Source organism: Pseudomonas sp. TH32 (assembly GCF_016650855.1).
Taxonomy (GTDB): Bacteria; Pseudomonadota; Gammaproteobacteria; order Pseudomonadales; family Pseudomonadaceae; genus Aquipseudomonas.
Genome location: NZ_JAEKFA010000001.1, coordinates 1 through 15,522, shown reverse-complemented (window position 1 = coordinate 15,522; position 15,522 = coordinate 1). Strand labels below are relative to the sequence as shown.

Annotated in this window: 16 protein-coding genes; 10 read left to right on the top strand and 6 right to left on the bottom strand. The window is 56.2% G+C overall.

Going from position 1 to position 15,522, the window contains the following annotated elements:
* Window positions 1–63: 63 nt before the first annotated feature.
* From JFV30_RS00070 to JFV30_RS00035, 9 genes are all read left to right on the top strand, one after another.
* A complete protein-coding gene (locus tag JFV30_RS00070) occupies window positions 64–729 on the top strand; it encodes a response regulator transcription factor (RefSeq protein WP_201121458.1) in 666 nt (221 codons plus the stop codon).
* Window positions 726–3,116 carry an ATP-binding protein gene (locus JFV30_RS00065; protein WP_201121457.1) on the top strand — a complete coding sequence of 797 codons (2,391 nt, stop codon included), beginning with the start codon at window positions 726–728 and terminating at the stop codon, window positions 3,114–3,116. Before JFV30_RS00070 ends, JFV30_RS00065 begins: the two co-directional genes overlap by 4 nt.
* Window positions 3,113–4,813, top strand: a complete 1,701-nt coding sequence (locus JFV30_RS00060) for an ATP-binding protein (RefSeq protein ID WP_242486999.1) — start codon at window positions 3,113–3,115, stop codon at window positions 4,811–4,813. Before JFV30_RS00065 ends, JFV30_RS00060 begins: the two co-directional genes overlap by 4 nt.
* A gap of 5 nt (window positions 4,814–4,818) precedes the next feature.
* Window positions 4,819–5,418, top strand: coding sequence for a response regulator (locus tag JFV30_RS32950; RefSeq protein ID WP_342215018.1), 600 nt, complete (start codon window positions 4,819–4,821; stop codon window positions 5,416–5,418).
* Window positions 5,419–5,707: 289 nt separating this feature from the next.
* Entirely contained in the window at window positions 5,708–6,256 is a 549-nt protein-coding gene (locus JFV30_RS00055; protein WP_201121456.1) for a fimbrial protein, read from the top strand.
* A 72-nt stretch (window positions 6,257–6,328) separates the two neighbouring features.
* The gene (locus JFV30_RS00050; RefSeq protein WP_201121455.1) at window positions 6,329–7,075 is read left to right on the top strand and encodes a fimbrial biogenesis chaperone; all 747 of its coding nucleotides are present in this window, start codon (window positions 6,329–6,331) and stop codon (window positions 7,073–7,075) included.
* 120 nt (window positions 7,076–7,195) lie between these two features.
* Window positions 7,196–9,706 carry a fimbria/pilus outer membrane usher protein gene (locus JFV30_RS00045; protein WP_342215017.1) on the top strand — a complete coding sequence of 837 codons (2,511 nt, stop codon included), beginning with the start codon at window positions 7,196–7,198 and terminating at the stop codon, window positions 9,704–9,706.
* The gene (locus tag JFV30_RS00040) at window positions 9,703–10,824 is read left to right on the top strand and encodes a fimbrial protein (protein WP_201121454.1); all 1,122 of its coding nucleotides are present in this window, start codon (window positions 9,703–9,705) and stop codon (window positions 10,822–10,824) included. The genes JFV30_RS00045 and JFV30_RS00040 overlap by 4 nt, the downstream gene beginning before the upstream one ends.
* A gap of 14 nt (window positions 10,825–10,838) precedes the next feature.
* Window positions 10,839–11,279, top strand: a complete 441-nt coding sequence (locus JFV30_RS00035; protein ID WP_446739843.1) for a response regulator — start codon at window positions 10,839–10,841, stop codon at window positions 11,277–11,279.
* Window positions 11,280–11,288: 9 nt separating this feature from the next.
* On the opposite strand, the gene JFV30_RS00030 is transcribed toward JFV30_RS00035, so the two are convergent.
* The 3 genes from JFV30_RS00030 to JFV30_RS00020 all read right to left on the bottom strand — a co-directional run bounded on the left by JFV30_RS00030 (window position 11,289) and on the right by JFV30_RS00020 (window position 13,395).
* Window positions 11,289–11,876: an EAL domain-containing protein gene (locus JFV30_RS00030; RefSeq protein ID WP_342215024.1), complete on the bottom strand. Its 588-nt coding sequence runs from the start codon at window positions 11,874–11,876 to the stop codon at window positions 11,289–11,291.
* 496 nt (window positions 11,877–12,372) lie between these two features.
* Complete coding sequence (locus JFV30_RS00025; protein ID WP_201121453.1) at window positions 12,373–12,705, bottom strand: hypothetical protein; 333 nt, start codon at window positions 12,703–12,705, stop codon at window positions 12,373–12,375.
* Between the two features lie 33 nt (window positions 12,706–12,738).
* On the bottom strand, window positions 12,739–13,395 hold the full coding sequence (locus JFV30_RS00020) for a hypothetical protein (RefSeq protein WP_201121452.1): 657 nt from the start codon (window positions 13,393–13,395) through the stop codon (window positions 12,739–12,741).
* 121 nt (window positions 13,396–13,516) lie between these two features.
* On the opposite strand from JFV30_RS00020, the gene JFV30_RS00015 reads away from it, so the two are divergent.
* Window positions 13,517–13,825, top strand: coding sequence for a helix-turn-helix domain-containing protein (locus JFV30_RS00015; RefSeq protein WP_201121451.1), 309 nt, complete (start codon window positions 13,517–13,519; stop codon window positions 13,823–13,825).
* Window positions 13,826–13,854: 29 nt separating this feature from the next.
* Here JFV30_RS00015 and JFV30_RS00010 read toward each other — a convergent pair whose 3' ends face one another.
* From JFV30_RS00010 to JFV30_RS32900, 3 genes are all read right to left on the bottom strand, one after another.
* Window positions 13,855–14,046, bottom strand: a complete 192-nt coding sequence (locus JFV30_RS00010) for a hypothetical protein (RefSeq protein WP_155584205.1) — start codon at window positions 14,044–14,046, stop codon at window positions 13,855–13,857.
* 67 nt (window positions 14,047–14,113) lie between these two features.
* Complete coding sequence (locus JFV30_RS00005; protein WP_201121450.1) at window positions 14,114–15,082, bottom strand: DUF932 domain-containing protein; 969 nt, start codon at window positions 15,080–15,082, stop codon at window positions 14,114–14,116.
* A gap of 91 nt (window positions 15,083–15,173) precedes the next feature.
* Window positions 15,174–15,503, bottom strand: a complete 330-nt coding sequence (locus JFV30_RS32900; RefSeq protein ID WP_207201803.1) for a hypothetical protein — start codon at window positions 15,501–15,503, stop codon at window positions 15,174–15,176.
* Window positions 15,504–15,522: the final 19 nt, after the last annotated feature.

Below are 15,522 nucleotides of genomic sequence, written 5' to 3'. Positions count from 1 at the left end.
TCGGTAGGCTATTCCTGTGTTCCGATCGCACTGTGTGCGGTCCGCAGAGTGGGGTCGATCACGATGAAACCTGTACGCATTGCGTTGTTGGATGATCACGCGGTTGTACGGCATGGACTCGCCAACACCCTGGCGTGTGAGGCGAACTTTGAAGTGGTTGGCGTTTACGCACGCAGCCGTGACCTTATCGCGGGTCTCGCCACGTCTCCTGCGGATTTACTCTTGCTGGACTTCTCCCTGAATCCCGACGAACTGGACGGGGTATCACTGATTCGGGCCTTGCGGGTCAAGTTTCCCCTCTGTCATATCCTCGTCTTGTCCACGCATCACGACCCGGCGACAGTTAGCCTGGCCATGCGGGTCGGCGCCCGTGGTTTTGTCGGCAAGGGTGAAGACATGGACCAACTGGTCAAGGCCATTCGCAAGGTCGCCGCGGGTGCGGCGTACCTAAGCACCGACATGACCTACCGCTTGGCGGAAACGGTCACCAGCGATACCCGCGAAGGCCAGGGCAATGCGCAGGATGCGTTATTCCAGGCGGAGCTGACCAGTCGAGAACAGGAAGTCATTCGCTGTTATCTCGCGGGTATGACCGTGAGTGAAATTGCCGAGAAATTCAATCGCAGTATCAAGACCATCAGCACCCAGAAAACCTCAGCGTTTCGCAAATTGGGCGTGACGTCGAACAACGAACTGTTCAAGCTTAATAGGATCATCGGCACGTCATGAAAGCCAGGTTGTGGAGTGTTGGGCTTCTCGTGTTGTTGATGCTGGGGTCGCCGCTTATCTGGGCTGGTTCTGTTGAGCTGAGCGAAGAGCAATTGCACTGGATAACCCTACACCCGGTACTTCGTGTTGGGGTGGTGGAGAGCCTGATTCCCTTCGAGTACATGAGCGACGGGGGACTGCGCGGTCGATCAATGCAGTACTTGCAGTTTGTGACGGCCGCTACGGGCCTTCAATTCACTTATGTACCTGGCAAGACCCTGGCCGCGCGTGAAGAGATGCTACTGGAAGGCCAGGTGGATCTGCTGTCCTCTTACCTGCACTTCAGGTCCGAGCCCGCGACTCAGGGGCTGGTCGCGTTGGTCTACCACACCACCTCGCCCATTATTGTCACGCGTGTCGACAGTCCCGGGATTTTTGACCTGGAACAGCTGCAGGGCAAAACCGTGATGATTCCCGATGTGGAGCACTACGAGGAGATATTCCGGGGAAAGGCGACCAAGGCCCATCTCATCAGAAGCACATCGGCCATGGAGATGTTGACCATGGTCAAGGAGGGCAGGGCCGATGCGGTGGTCGCCTCAGAAACCTTTCTGATGCCCTATCTGTATCGACAGTTCCAGGGCGTTCTGGAAACGTCGGGTGTGGTTGGGCACCAGGTGCTGGAGGTGAGCATGGCGGTCCGCGCAGACCAGGTCATGCTGCGTTCCATACTTGAAAAAGTTCTCGGGTCCATTACGGCGGATCAACGCAATGCCATCTATGAGAACTGGTATCACGACCTGGATGTAGACGCTCCGTCCCTGTTGAGTATCGCCAACCACTACATGCATGTCCTCACGATTGGTGCACTGGCGTTGGCCGGCCTGTGCGCGCTGGTCTACCGCAGTCATCGGTTGCGGCGCCGCGCGCTACGCAATGAGCAGGAAAAATCGAGATTCCTGGCGGTCATGAACCATGAAATACGCTCCCCCATGAATGCCGTGCTGGCGGCGTTGGAGCTGCTGGGGCACACCCAGCTCAACCTGCAACAACGTCATTTTGCTCATTTGGCGAACAGTGGCGCCAACACGTTGGTGCGTTTACTGGATGACATTTTGGAGACGTCGAGGTCGACGGTGAAGCCCATACAGCTGACAGTTGAATCGACCGATGTGACGGCGTTGGTGCAAGGCGTCGTCGGCCTACACCGCTTGCGCGCCAGAGAAAAACATCTGGTGCTGAATTCCCACATCCAAGCGCAGTTACCCTTGGTGCTGCTCGACAGCACCCGCCTGACGCAGATTTTTCATAATCTGCTTTCCAATGCCATCAAGTTCACCGATGCAGGCGGTATCGATATCGACGTGCGGGTGGTGGGGCTTACCGACCACGCCGGGCAATTGCAGATTGAGGTGCGTGACACCGGGATCGGGATTTCAGCCGCAGTGCAGGCGTCGCTGTTCCGGGCGTATGCACAAGACAGCCAGTCATACAAACGTTCAGGGGGAACCGGATTAGGATTGGTGATTTGCCAGCAATTGGTCAACTTGATGAGCGGCACGTTGACACTCAGGAGCGAGCTGGGTGCAGGCACCACAATCACTATCTGCTTGCCCGTAGCGGCCGCACCGTCACCTGTTGAACTGCCACAAGTAGAAGCCACGTCAGCGCTGCCGGCCTCCAGCGGATTGCAGATCCTGGTGGTGGAGGACACCCTGGCAAATCAAGAGGTGTTGCGTGCACAAATCAGCAGCTACGGTGGTCGGCCCGTGGTGGCCGCCGATGCTGCCCAAGCCCGCGCCCTGTTTGCGCAAGCCGCGTACGACTTGATCCTGGTGGACTGCGATCTACCGGACGAGGATGGTTATGGCCTAGCCCGTAGGTTGCGCGCATTCGAGCAGCAACTGGGCCGCACGCGTTGCCCGATCATCGCTATCTCTGCCTTGACCGGTGGGCAGCACCTTCAGCGTTGTCTGGAAGCCGGGATGGACGCCGCATTGAGCAAGCCCATTGGCCTGGGCCAATTGCGCGAGGTCATTGAGCGTTGGTGCGACGTCACACTGGCAGATCCCGCGGTGAGTTTGATGGCTCCCGTGCTCGACCAGGCCGGGATCAACCGGGAAGTGGCCGCTGACCTGGGGAACCTGATCAAGGCGATAGCCCTGTGTGATCGCCCGTCCGCCCTGCACGTGGCTCATCGCTTGCACGGTGCAGCGCTGATCATGGAGTGGCCAGCAATGGGCCGGGCGACGGAGCATGTGGAGAACCTGCTGCGCACGCAGGCGGAGTGGGATAACCCGTTTTACACGCAAGCCCTGCGAGCATTGCTCCAGCAATGGAATGATTTGGACGGCGATACGCAGCTCGATGCGCTGCCGGCAATCCGGGCACATCGGATGCAACTATGATGTGGCGTCTTTTACTGGTACTGGTCCTGGTGGGCTGCGCTGGCCTGGTGGGTGCACAGGCGAACCCGCCGCCACTGACTTTGACGCAACAGGAACTCGACTGGGTTGCGGCTAACCCGGTCTTGCGCGTAGGTGTGTTCGAAAATCTGTTGCCCTTCGAGTACATCAGCGGTGGCGAGCTGCGAGGGCTGTCGGCCAAGTACCTGGGATTGATCACACGCCGTACGGGGTTGCATTTCACGTCTGTGCCGACCACTACACGCAGTGCCCGCAAAGACATGCTGATCAGCGGTGAGGTCGATATCTTGCCTACTCGGCGTCGCTCCGATGACCCCGCTGAGGATCGCGGGATCCTCTATACCCAGCCTTACAACACCAGTTCGACCATCCTTGTCAGTCGTTTTGACGGTGAACCTTTTGCCGATCTTGAGCAACTCGCCGGCAAGCGGCTGGTGATGTTGGGACGTGAAGGCTATTCGGCATTTTTGAAGGAAAAGGTGCCTGGTATCACGATCATTTCGGCCCAGAACGCAGTAGACATGATGGCAATGGTCAAGGACGGCAAGGCAGATGCAGCCATTGCTTCAGAATGGTTACTGATTCCGTACCTGTCTCGCCAGTACCACGGCGTGTTGCAGGTTTCCGGAGTGGTGCCCCAGCAGCATACCGGGGTGAGCATGGCGGTACGCGATGACGATGTGATCCTGTTGTCGATTCTGGACAAGGCGCTGGCCTCCATCACCGGGGATGAGCGCAAGGCGATCTACGATGCCTGGTTCGCAGACATGAACTTGGATATACCGACCATCGAGGCCATCACCGATCATTACGAAAGTGAGTTGTGGTTGCTGCTGGGCGTTGTGCTGATACTCGTCACACTCGTTTGGCAAAGTCGCGTGCAGCGTCGACGCGCCACCCATAACGAGCGAGAGAAGGCGATGTTCCTGGCGGTGATGAGCCATGAAATTCGCTCGCCCATGAACGCGGTACTGGCCGCTGTCGAATTGTTGGAGCATACCGCGCTCGATGAACATCAACGCCACTTCGCGTATCTCGCTAACAATGGCGCTAACGCCTTGTTGCGGTTAGTGGACGATGTGCTGGATATCTCCAAGATGGAGGCCGGGCAATTAAAGCTCAACGTGGAAGCCGTGGACCTCGGTGTACTGGCCCGGCGCGTGGTGGACAGCCAGCGTCCGTATGCCGAGGAAAAAGGTCTTGAACTGACAGTGACGAGTGAGCGACCTGTCGCCCCTTTGTTACTCGATGAGCTGCGCGTGGCCCAGATTTTGCGCAACCTGATCTTCAATGCCATCAAGTTCACCGACGTCGGTCGGGTAGAGGTTCAGCTTCAAGTGCTTGAGGGGGATCGGCAACTGATGATTCGGGTAGTTGACAGCAGCATCGGCTTGTCTGAACAGGCGCAAGGTTCATTGTTTCGGCCCTATGTCCGGGACAAGGACGCTTACAAGCGCAAGGGCGGCACTGGGCTCGGGTTGGTGGTCTGTCGGCGGTTGGTGAAGTTGATGCAGGGCGAGCTCACGCTCAGTAGCACGCTGGGCAAAGGGACCCAAGTCGGGGTGATGTTGCCCATCGAATGGGCTGAACCGCTCGATTCGCCGGCGCTAGCGATAGCGCCCGAATCTGTGGGGTTGCGGGTTTTGGTAGTGGGGGCACGAAAGTCGATCAACACGTAGTGGAGGTGCAACTGCATGACTTGGGTTGTGAGCCGTTGTCAGCGGCTGATATTACCCAAGGCTTGAGCCTCTTCAGCGCACACGAAGTTGATCTGGTGTTGATGGACTGTGATCTGCCAGAGGCCGATGGATATAACCTGGCCGGCGAGTTTCGTGAACTTGAGCGCCAACAGCAGCGGACGTATTGCCCGATCATCGGGGTCTCGCAGTTTGCTGGCAATGAACATCTCGCACGTTGCTTTGATGCCGGTATGGATGGTGCACTGAGCAAGCCTATTCACCAGGCGCCATTGCAACAAACCATTGAGCTGTGGTGCGAAGTCATCTTGGCGCAGCCCGATCAGTCACCCAATGCCCCAGGGCCTGAGACGTTGCGCAAGCACCTGAGTAGTTTGCTTGAGGCGGTGGCCCTGCGTGATCGCAGCCTGGCGCTGCAGGCCGTGCGGCGCCTGCATGCGGTTGCGTTAGCGGTGGGTTGGGCGGATCTCGCGGCCACAGCCAAAATGCTCGAGCCTGAGCTACAGGCTGAAGGGCGCTGGCCCACTGTGGTTATTGCGGGCCATCTCAGTTGTTTGGTTGAACAGTGGGTGGGACTAAGTTCTTGAGTTTTGCTGCAAATTGCTCTCTGGTGGCACAAGTTTTTTAGGAGTGCTCCTATTGACGAAGTGTCGGCGTGATCAATAAAAACAATAACCGATACTTGTGGTTTTTTAGGCGTGGGGCGCGAATAGTTAATTGTTGGAAATCTACGCTGGCTAGTTGTTTTTTTCGGAGCAGTCCTATTTGGATGGCTCAGTCGGCGCCTTAAACTTAACCCCGCAACAGCACAGGGAGTTATCCTGCAAAAGGAAACTCCAATACTTACTTAGACCCTTGCTCTTTCGGAGTTACCTCATGGATTACAAAGCCCGCGCCCTCGCTGTACTGGTCGCAGCCACCGCCACCTCCGCCGCCATGGCGTCGGACGGCACCATCAATTTCAACGGCGAACTGAAAGCTGAAACCTGCCAGGTTGCGGTCAATGGTGCTGCCGGCTCCGCGGGCAGCACTGTTACGTTGCCGACGATCTCCACCGCTTCGCTTGCCTCGCTCGGCCAAGTGGCAGGCCAGACCGGTTTCAGCATTCAACTGAGCAAGTGCTCTGCTGCACTGAAAACCGCTTCTGCGTTCTTTGAAGCCGGCGCTTCAGTTGACCCGGCCAGCGGCAATTTGAAGAACTTGAGCGGCACTGCCACCAAGGCTCAACTGCAACTAGTTGACGCCTCTAATGGCAAACCGATCAAGGCCGGCGATACCGGGCAAGTTGCTTCTACCAGCCGTATCAGCATCAATTCGACCACCCTAAGTGCAGACCTGCCGTACTCCGTTCAGTACTACGCACAGGCAGCAACTACGCCAGGTACTGTTATCAGTAACGTTACGTACTCTATCAACTATCAGTAAGCCGCGCGCAATGAGCACACGCCCTGATTGGTATGTGAAGGGCGTGTTTTCTGGCAGCGATGGGACAACGTCATGTATTACAAACTTCCATTCAAACAGTTACTGCTGGCAAGCCTCATGGTGCTGGCAAGTTTTCAGGCCAATGCAGGTGTGGTGATCACCGGCACTCGGGTGATCTACCCGGCAGGCCAGAAGGAAGTCACCGTAAAACTCAACAACAACGGCACGCAACCTGCGCTGATGCAGGCGTGGATCGACACCGGCAGTGTGACCTCCACCCCCACCAGTTCCAAGGCGCCGTTTCTGCTTTCGCCACCGGTGGCGCGTATCGACCCGGCCAAAGGCCAAAGCCTGCGGGTAATGTTCACGGGCGCTGCACTTGCCCCAGGCAAAGAATCAATATTCTGGCTCAACGTGTTGGAGATTCCGCCAAAGCCCGAAGCCGGCGCAGACCTCAACACCCTGCAAATGGCATTCCGCTCGCGTATCAAGCTGTTCTACCGCCCCACCGGGTTGCCTGGAACCGCCACTGAAGCGATTGAACAGGTGCAATGGCAAGTGGTGTCGACCCCTGATGGCGTGGGCCTGGCGTTGCAAGCGTTCAACCCGTCGGCGTTCTACGTGTCGATGGTCGAATTGGACCTGGTGCAAGGTGCTACGCGCGCTCGCAGTGAGGATGGGATGGTTGCCCCGGGCGAAACCCGGCAGTTCCCGCTGCCAACCCTCAAGACTCGACCTGCCGCCGATGCCCAAGTGGAGTTCAGTGCCATCAATGATTACGGCGCGCTGATCCCGACTCGGAAAGCACTCAAGCCCTGATCAATCCCTGACGTTTTTACCCGCGAGTCAATTATGCCAACCTCTTCCAGCTCCAGGCTTGCCCTGAGGGCGCAGCCTCGCTTTGCCTTGAATCCGCTTACGACCTTGATACTCAGGGTATTGGCCGTTACTCCTGGTGCATTGGGGGTGCAAGGCGCGTTGGCGCAAGAGGTGCAATTCAACGACGCGTTTTTGCCTGAGGATTCACGCAATCTTGACCTCGGTAAATACCAGGCCGGTAACCCGGTGACGCCAGGACAGTACCGCGCCGACGTTTTGCTCAATGGCCAGTTGAACAGCCGCCAGGACATCCGCATTGAGGCCCAGCCCGACGGCAGCAAGCCGGTGGTGTGCATGGATCATGGGTTGCTTGAGCGCCAGGGCGTGGAAATGTCCAAGTTGCCACCCGAGGCCAGTCAGGCGCTCGGTAGTCAGGGCTGCGTGGCATTGGGCAGTTTGATCCAAGGCGCCAGCGCGAACTTTTCGCCCGAGAACCAGGCGCTCGACCTCAGCATTCCCCAAGCGGCCTTGAAGCGTAATTCCCGGGGCTATGTCAGCCCTGAACTGTGGGACCGCGGGGTTACGGCAGGCATGCTCAGTTACAACTTTAACGCTAATCGGAACCGCACCCGCTCCGGTAACTATGACTCGGCTTTCATGGGCCTCAACGCCGGCCTCAATCTGGGTGACTGGCGCCTGCGCCACAACGCGTCGATGAGCTGGCAGTCGCGCCAGGGCAACAAATACCAAGCCCTGGACACTTACGTACAGCGCGATATCACTGCGCTGAAAAGCCAGTTCACGGCGGGGGAGTCCAACACCAGCGGCGAGATCTTCGACACATTGTCCTTTCGCGGCGTGCAGTTGGCCAGCGACGACCGCATGCTGCCCGACTCCATGCGCGGTTATGCCCCGGTTATCCGTGGCATTGCGCGCACCAACGCGCGGGTCACCATCCGCCAGGCCGGCAACGTATTGCTGGAAACCACTGTAGCGCCCGGTGCCTTTGTGATCGACGACCTGTACTCCACCGGCTACGGCGGCGACCTCAATGTGAGCGTTGCCGAGGCAGACGGCACGGAACAGAACTTTATCGTGCCCTATGCCTCGGTCAGCCAGTTGCTGCGCCCAGGAACCGCGCGTTTCAGCCTTACCGCCGGTGAAACCCGCAACAACTATGTCGACCAACAGGTACGCCTGCTGCAAGGTACTTTGCAATACGGCCTGAACAACACGTTCACCGGGTTTGGTGGTATGCAATCGAGCGACCACTACACGGCGTTACTCACGGGCGTGGCGTTCGGTACGCCCATCGGTGCCATGGCGGTCGACGTGACTCATGCTCAGACCGAGCTGGCTGGCGGTACCGCCAAAGGGCAGAGCATGCGCGTGTCCTACAGCAAGAACGTACTCAGCACCGGCAGTAACTTTTCGGTGGCGGCTTATCGGTTTTCTACCGGTGACTACCTGGATTTCAGTAATGCAGTGCAACTGCTGGATGCCGAGAAAAATGGCTGGGATACCCGCTTATTTGGGCGCCCGCGTAGCCGCCTGTCCATCACCGCCGACCAGACGCTCGGGCCTTGGGGCCAAGTGACTATCAGCGGCTATGCCCAGAACTACTGGAACCAGCCGGGCAGCGACGTGCAATACCAGTTCAGCTATAGCAAGCAATTCAACCGCGTGAGTTTCAGTGTGAATGCCAACCGCAGCCGTGTGGGCATGGGCGACATGGAGAACAGTTTTCTGCTGACCATGAGCATGCCCCTGGAATTCGGCGGCTCAGGTTATGGCCCGCAGATGACCGCCCAGGTTGGCCGTGACACCCGCGGCAACTACAGCGAGCAGGCCGGTATCAGTGGTACTGCCGGCGAAGACCGCCAGTATGGCTACGGCGCTACCTTCGGGCACGATGGCGGCAGTAGCAGCAAGAGCGCTGCGTTCAACGGGCAGTACACCGGCGCCCGGGCCATGCTCAATGCCGCATTGGGCTATGGCGATGGGTATACCAGCACGTCCCTGGGCGCCAGCGGCACGGTGGTGGCTCACTCCGAAGGTGTGACGTTGTCGCCTTATCGCGGCGAAACCATGGCCGTGATCAGTGCGCCCGGTGCGCAGGGCGCCAAAGTTTCCGGTTACCCAGGCCTAAGGCTCGACGGGAGTGGCAATGCCGTGGTGCCGTACTTGCGCCCATATGAGTTGAATGAAGTGGCCATTGACCCGGCCGGCAGCTCCCTGGACGTCGAATTCAGCGAAACCAGCCAGCAAGTCGCACCACGTGCCGGTGCCGTGGTGCACCTTAAATACACCACCAACCAAGGCCGTGCGGTGCTGCTCAATGTGCGCTTGGACGATGGCAGCAGCTTGCCGTTCGGCGCCGGCGTAACGGATGGCGAAGGCGCCACGGTGGGCATGGTCGGGCAGGGTGGCCAGCTCTATGCGCGGATCAAGCCGGACACCCGTCAATTGCTGATCAACTGGGGCAGCAAAGCCCATCAGCAGTGCGCGTTGGCCATTCCGCCGGGCCCAGGTGAGGGGCAGCAGTTGCAACAGCTGGACGCCGTGTGTGCGGCAGGCAAACAAGTCGCGAACAGCGTGCGGCCCAACACTACGCAAAAGGTACCGTTATGAGCATCAGGGCTTTGATCAAATCGGGATTGGCCGTCATGGCGCTGTGGGCCGCTGCCAACACGGCCATGGCAGTCACCTGTACCTACATGAACGGTATTCAGCCGGCGGTGGGCGACATGCCGTTGCAGATATCCTCCATCAGCGTTGGGCGCGATGTGCCGGTGGGCACTGAGGTGTATCGACAGAAGTTCAGCATGGCGGCGGGCCAGGCAGTGAAGCTAGAGTGCCTGTATGCCCCGTTTCAACAATGGATGGAGATGACTCTTGAGAACAATTCACTGGCCAGTTGGTCCAGCGGAACCTACGCCAACAAAGTCTACAGAACCAGGATTCCGGGGCTCGGGGTCGCCTTTAACAGCACGGGCGGCCCGCTACCAAGGCAAAGTAGCCCATCATGGACCACGTGTTCGGCGGGCTGGAGGTGCCTGGTTCCTTTTGATGGTCCATCCAATTATGAATTGATCCTCATCAAGATAGGCGATATTTCACCGGGAGTGTTAATGGGCAGCACGTTGCCGACCGTGAGCCTGTTTGGCAATTTTGGCGATGTCAGAATGTTGGGGTTCAAGATGGGCATCTCCGGCAGTATCCAGATTGTCTCGCGCACCTGCAGTACGCCGGATGTGACAGTCCCTATGGGCACGCATCAGACCAAGACATTTACCGGAATAAACACGGCCAGCGGCTGGGTTGATTTTGCCATTCAATTGAATGATTGCCCGGCGTTTACAGGAACCTTTAGCACCACAGGACCAGGCTGGAGCTCCCAGAGCGGTAATTCACCCTCCGGTACGGGCACCAGTGGCACCCTGGTCAACAACACCCTGCAATACCGCGTTGACCCGGCAAGGACGGCGATCAACGCCGGTACTGGTGTGCTAAGCCTGGACCCTACGACTGCCGGCAGTTCACCCGCCGCCACCGGCGTAGGTGTGCAGGTCGGGACGCCTAACGGCAGCGGCTTGCCTTTGTCTACCAATCAAAACAGTGGCCTGACCCTGCGAACGACTGAGGGCAGCTATTCAATCCGGCTGCGTGCCCGCTATTTGCAAACACAGGCCAAGGTCACGCCGGGGCCGGCCAATGCGTCGGCGACGTTTACGATTATTTATCAGTGATGGAAAACTTGAGAGTGATCGCGAGGATGCGAATAAGGCCGAATAAAGCGCTACGAATTCTGATCGCAGATGAACAACACTTTTACCGGTTGAGGATTGAACGGGACCTGAACCATTTGGGTTATTACCGAATTGCGCCCTTGCATCAACTGGTGCAGGTATTTAGTGCGGTGGAGTACGACCGCGAGCCTCTGGACCTGTTGATTATCAACGCCTCATTGGTGAAGGGGGTGAAATTTGATCTGTTTTCTTTCTGCATGGACAACCCGCATATTCGTTATGCATTGATTTACGATGATCAGCAACGGGGCGTACCCTCGCTTCTGGTATGCCGTCAAGACAAGGTGCTGATCAGCGCTTTGCCATTGCCGGACTTCGAAACCCTCACCCACCTGATGGCAAAGGTCGAGACCTGTCCTGTTGCGCAGGAGCGAAACGGAGAAGTCGGTGCCTAATGAAAACCGTTATTGGAAACAGGCTTCTGTCATCGGTTCTTGTATCCACCTTTCAAATACATCGATCGCCATCGGTTTAGCATACAAAAAGCCCTGACCAATCTGCACCCCCATCTCATACAAATGATCCTGCTGAGCTGCGGTTTCGATACCTTCCACCACCAGTTGCATGCCCAAATTGCCGGCCAGAACCAGTGTATTGCGAATGACTGCACGGCAGTGGCCGGGGCCGTCGATAAATTGGATGAACTCTTTCGCCAGTTTTATTTCACTAAACGGTACCTGGCATAGTCGTAAAAGTGACGAACAGCCCGTGCCGAAGTCATCAATCGATAGGCGTATGCCCAATAGGCGCAGGCGATTAAGCTTTTCAACGCTGCTAGCGCAAGCACCGCTAGGACCGTCCTCGGTGATTTCGATGGTTAGTGATGAAAGTGGCAGAGGGTGCTGGCGCAACCGAGTCTCCAAGCGCTCGACAAGTGTTTCGCTCATCAATGCCCAAGGGACAGGTTGAATGCCATGCCTATGAGTTGGCCCTGCTCTAGATGAATCGCCCCGGGTTTCGTAGACACCTCTTTGCCTTAAACTGAGGCCAATTAGGAGGTGCCACGAGCAACCAGCGTTGTCTCGAAGAGTTCGAAATACAATTTGTCAATCAAGTGAACGAAAAGAAACTCTCTGTCGCTGATGACGCGGCCTGTCTTGGCGTATCGACGCATAGCCTTTAAGCCTGGATAATTCGGAGCGATTCGGAAATTGAAGGGCCGCTATTGGGCATGCTGAAATGCAAAAGCTTTAGGGACTGATGTTGTGGCTAAAGGTCAGTGTGGTCGACTCCTCCCAGATGCCCTAAATTACACGGCATACGGCTGGTACCTCTTTTCTTTAATAGTTATGAGGGAGAGAGCTATGCGAGATGCTGTCGATATAATAGTCGACTAATAAATACCTCTCAGTTTATTTAAAGTGAATCAGGAGAAGCACGAGTGGGGTAAAGGTTCAGCTGCTACCCAAAAAGAAAACTTTTGATCATTATGCCTTTCTCAGCTTTGCTAAGGAAGGCGTAAGGTTGATTTATGCTGGGTGGAGGTTTCTATTTCTTGTAGATGACGGCTAGCGTTGTCGGATAAAATTTGGCTATTTCGTAGTCTGGGTTGTAGGTTGCAATGTTGTGAGCTGCAATTGTAAGTCCGGCTGCTATTCCACCAACGATAGTAAGTGCTCCGACTCCGAGGGCTGCTATGCGGCCAGCGGTATATACTCTGCACGTGAGTCCTTGAGACTCAATTAGCTTTTCTATGGTCTCCACAGTGTCACCAAAAAAATCAGACTCGATTTCTTTTATTTTGAAAGACTTTTTTTCTGCGATCATTGAGGAAATTTCCTCGTTAGATATTTTGCTGGCTGAATAAACACTGATGTCCATTTTGTCTCCATTCGCTTGTGCTATTCGCAAGTTTTAAAATAGGTCTTTGTTGAGACCCAGGAGCATCATGTTCTTATCGTAGCAAAGTGGTACTGAGTCGCAGTTTCCACCTTTTGTCTTTACATCCTTTTTATCCACCAACGGAAGATATTTAGGTAAATCCTCATCTTCGATGTCTTGCCCATTGATCGAACAGTTGAAAACCGCCGTTGCCATGCACACAACTTCAAGTTTGCTTACGTCTATCGGGCTTGATGATGGGCTTTTCGTTGCCTGTCGTTCGTAACGCTTTCCTCCGTAGCCTGGACCTGTACCTTCCTTGTAAGCCACAACGGCCCCCGACGTATCTGTGCCCAGATACCATCCGGTTGTGATCCCGTAGATCCCTTCAGGAGCATTGCCCATGAATTCACCACGGTGCGCGCAGGTCCCTGCGCTGTCGCAGTTGACGATTCGCCTTCCATCAACACGCTGCAAAGTTTTGTTGCCGTTCTGATCGACGTAGGCCCTATTTACTGAAGACGGAGAGTTGGGGATAGAGCAGTCGATGTGTTTGATCGCAAGGATAGGCATTGGAGTGGGGGTCGTATCGCATACACGTACGTTCGGGTCTGCGGCAGCTGTCAGGGACACACCTGCCTGTAAAGCGGCAAAAAGCATTGCATTGATCAGCGAGATTTTGACTTTCATCTGAGTGCTCGGTTTTGTCGATGGTTGGATTGAGTTCGTATGATATTCGAATACTACCAAAACGGTAGTATTTGGAAAAAGCTGCGCATGCACGATGCCCCTTTGGAAATTGGGTGTGTGCATGTCAGTACTGGCAAAGCGGATAAAGCAGGCGCGTATTCGGGCGGGGTTGTCGCAAGAACGACTAGGACTGGATGCCGGCTTAGACGAGATGTCTGCAAGCACCCGTATGAACCGGTACGAGTTGGGGAAGCGTGTTCCTGCACCGGATTTGGTCGAGCGTCTGAGCGAGGTGCTCAGTGTTCCTGCGGCGTATTTTTACGCGGTCGAAGATGACGAAGCTGAGCTGCTTATCAAGTTTAGTAAGCTGGGTGCAGACGAGCGCGTGCAGCTTATGCAACACCTGGACCTGCTGCTGGAATCTCAATAGCAACTCAGCAATGCGCCTTTGGTCTACCTTCAGCATGGGTTCAAAGATACTTCGACCCCGGCTTCTGTCGTGATCAACTCGAATAGCAAACCCGCCAGCAGCACTGCAATCAGGATTGGCCAGGAGCGAGCCATGAGAACAGCAAGCGCTACTGCCAACAGGCAGCTGGCCAGAATGCCGAAAAACATGAAAAGCAGACCGACAAAGCGTATGAAATTCATCGTATTTTCCTTCAGGCGGAAAAATGCCTGAGCGGTGATCGCTCAGGCATGTTGGTCGAAAACAATTTTATGCAACTAGTCGAAGAGCCGAGTCGAGTGCGCGTTGCTTGATTTGCGCTCCCTGCCCGAACCAAGCTGAGTCCATCCGGTATTCTGAACTCCTGGCACGACGCTCGTGATCGACATACTCAGTTACTGCGTTTAGCAGGCCCCATGCGGTGCCGCGAGTGGACTCCATGCCTGATCCACGCCCTTTGCCTTCGTATAGGCTTTGCACCTTCTCCAGCGCTCGTTTGTTGGGTAGTACGTCGGGAATGGGATCTTGGGCGTAGGTCTCACATAGCACCTCCATAAAAAAGCTCATCGCCTCAGGCCACTGAACTTTGCGTTCGGAGAGCACGCGCATCCGGTACATGAATTCGTCCCATTGCGAGACGGCAATACCGAGTTGCTTTTTCACAGTCTGCGGATTGAATCGCGTGTTATGTGGGACCTTGATTGCATGGGGGATACAATTCAAGGCAATGCTCAACGTGTTGTTGCAAACCACGCGAACGGTGGTCGGCGTGGCTGTTGTCGCGAGGGTGCCGTCACACGAGGTCGCCAGCAACAAGTAGCCATTAACCTGATCGTTGCCCTTCAAAGTGGCGTTTTGCCCAGTTCGCGCTAATGCCCAGAACTTACGCCCTCCCTTCAGAACACCTGCCGTTTCCAGCTCATAGCCGGACACTTCAGTCAGGTCACGGTAAAACTCCATAACCTCACGCGGCTGGACAATTTGGTAGCGGTTGGATACCACGGACAGCGGAGCCTTGGTGTCGGAACGGTACAGTACCTTTTGCTCTGGGAATGAGTGAATACTGCCCATATGGCCAATAGCGTCGGCTTTGAAGTGGACGGGGCTTTCCTGGATCTGCCAGTCCATACCGGCTTCACGCTGCCAGATCTCGATAGGTTGTTTTTGAGTCAGCTGACTGCCGAGGCCATGCCACGGAGTTGCACCAACGTAAGCCATTTGTTCGATTTGATGAGCCATGATTACGATTCCTTAGGGTGCGAGCCGGCATAAAGGCCACGCATCGCGTGGCCCCGTCCGGACGTATTAAAAGAGAGAAGTGGGAAACGGTTTAAGCAGGGAGGTTGAAACGATGCCCACAGATCAGGCAGAGGTTGTGGGCGAGTACATGTCGGTCAAGCTTGTCGCCGAGTTGAGCGCCTAATGCACAGCCGCCAGCGCCGCCAACAAGCCCACCGAGGATCGCGCCAGAAACGGCTCCGAGGGTAACTCCCAGCGGGCCGGTAATAGCTCCGACGAGCGCCCCTGCCTGACTGCCAGCAAGTGCGGCGCTGGCGCCACGAGCAGCGCCGCCTAGAGTGCCAATGGTAGCGCCAATTTTCATTGCGTGATGGAAAGAAGCGACTTTTAGGGAATGACAGCGAGGGCACTGCAATGACATGGTTCGAAGCTCCATGGTG

Bases quoted from the DNA above. Each gene is read 5' to 3' on its own strand.
- JFV30_RS00070 (WP_201121458.1), top strand. From the start codon at position 64: ATGAAACCTGTACGCATTGCGTTGTTGGATGATCACGCGGTTGTACGG.
- JFV30_RS00065 (WP_201121457.1), top strand. From the start codon at position 726: ATGAAAGCCAGGTTGTGGAGTGTTGGGCTTCTCGTGTTGTTGATGCTG.
- JFV30_RS00060 (WP_242486999.1), top strand. From the start codon at position 3,113: ATGATGTGGCGTCTTTTACTGGTACTGGTCCTGGTGGGCTGCGCTGGC.
- JFV30_RS00055 (WP_201121456.1), top strand. From the start codon at position 5,708: ATGGATTACAAAGCCCGCGCCCTCGCTGTACTGGTCGCAGCCACCGCC.
- JFV30_RS00050 (WP_201121455.1), top strand. From the start codon at position 6,329: ATGTATTACAAACTTCCATTCAAACAGTTACTGCTGGCAAGCCTCATG.
- JFV30_RS00040 (WP_201121454.1), top strand. From the start codon at position 9,703: ATGAGCATCAGGGCTTTGATCAAATCGGGATTGGCCGTCATGGCGCTG.
- JFV30_RS00025 (WP_201121453.1), bottom strand. From the start codon at position 12,705: ATGGACATCAGTGTTTATTCAGCCAGCAAAATATCTAACGAGGAAATT.
- JFV30_RS00020 (WP_201121452.1), bottom strand. From the start codon at position 13,395: ATGAAAGTCAAAATCTCGCTGATCAATGCAATGCTTTTTGCCGCTTTA.
- JFV30_RS00015 (WP_201121451.1), top strand. From the start codon at position 13,517: ATGTCAGTACTGGCAAAGCGGATAAAGCAGGCGCGTATTCGGGCGGGG.
- JFV30_RS00010 (WP_155584205.1), bottom strand. From the start codon at position 14,046: ATGAATTTCATACGCTTTGTCGGTCTGCTTTTCATGTTTTTCGGCATT.
- JFV30_RS00005 (WP_201121450.1), bottom strand. From the start codon at position 15,082: ATGGCTCATCAAATCGAACAAATGGCTTACGTTGGTGCAACTCCGTGG.
- JFV30_RS32900 (WP_207201803.1), bottom strand. From the start codon at position 15,503: ATGTCATTGCAGTGCCCTCGCTGTCATTCCCTAAAAGTCGCTTCTTTC.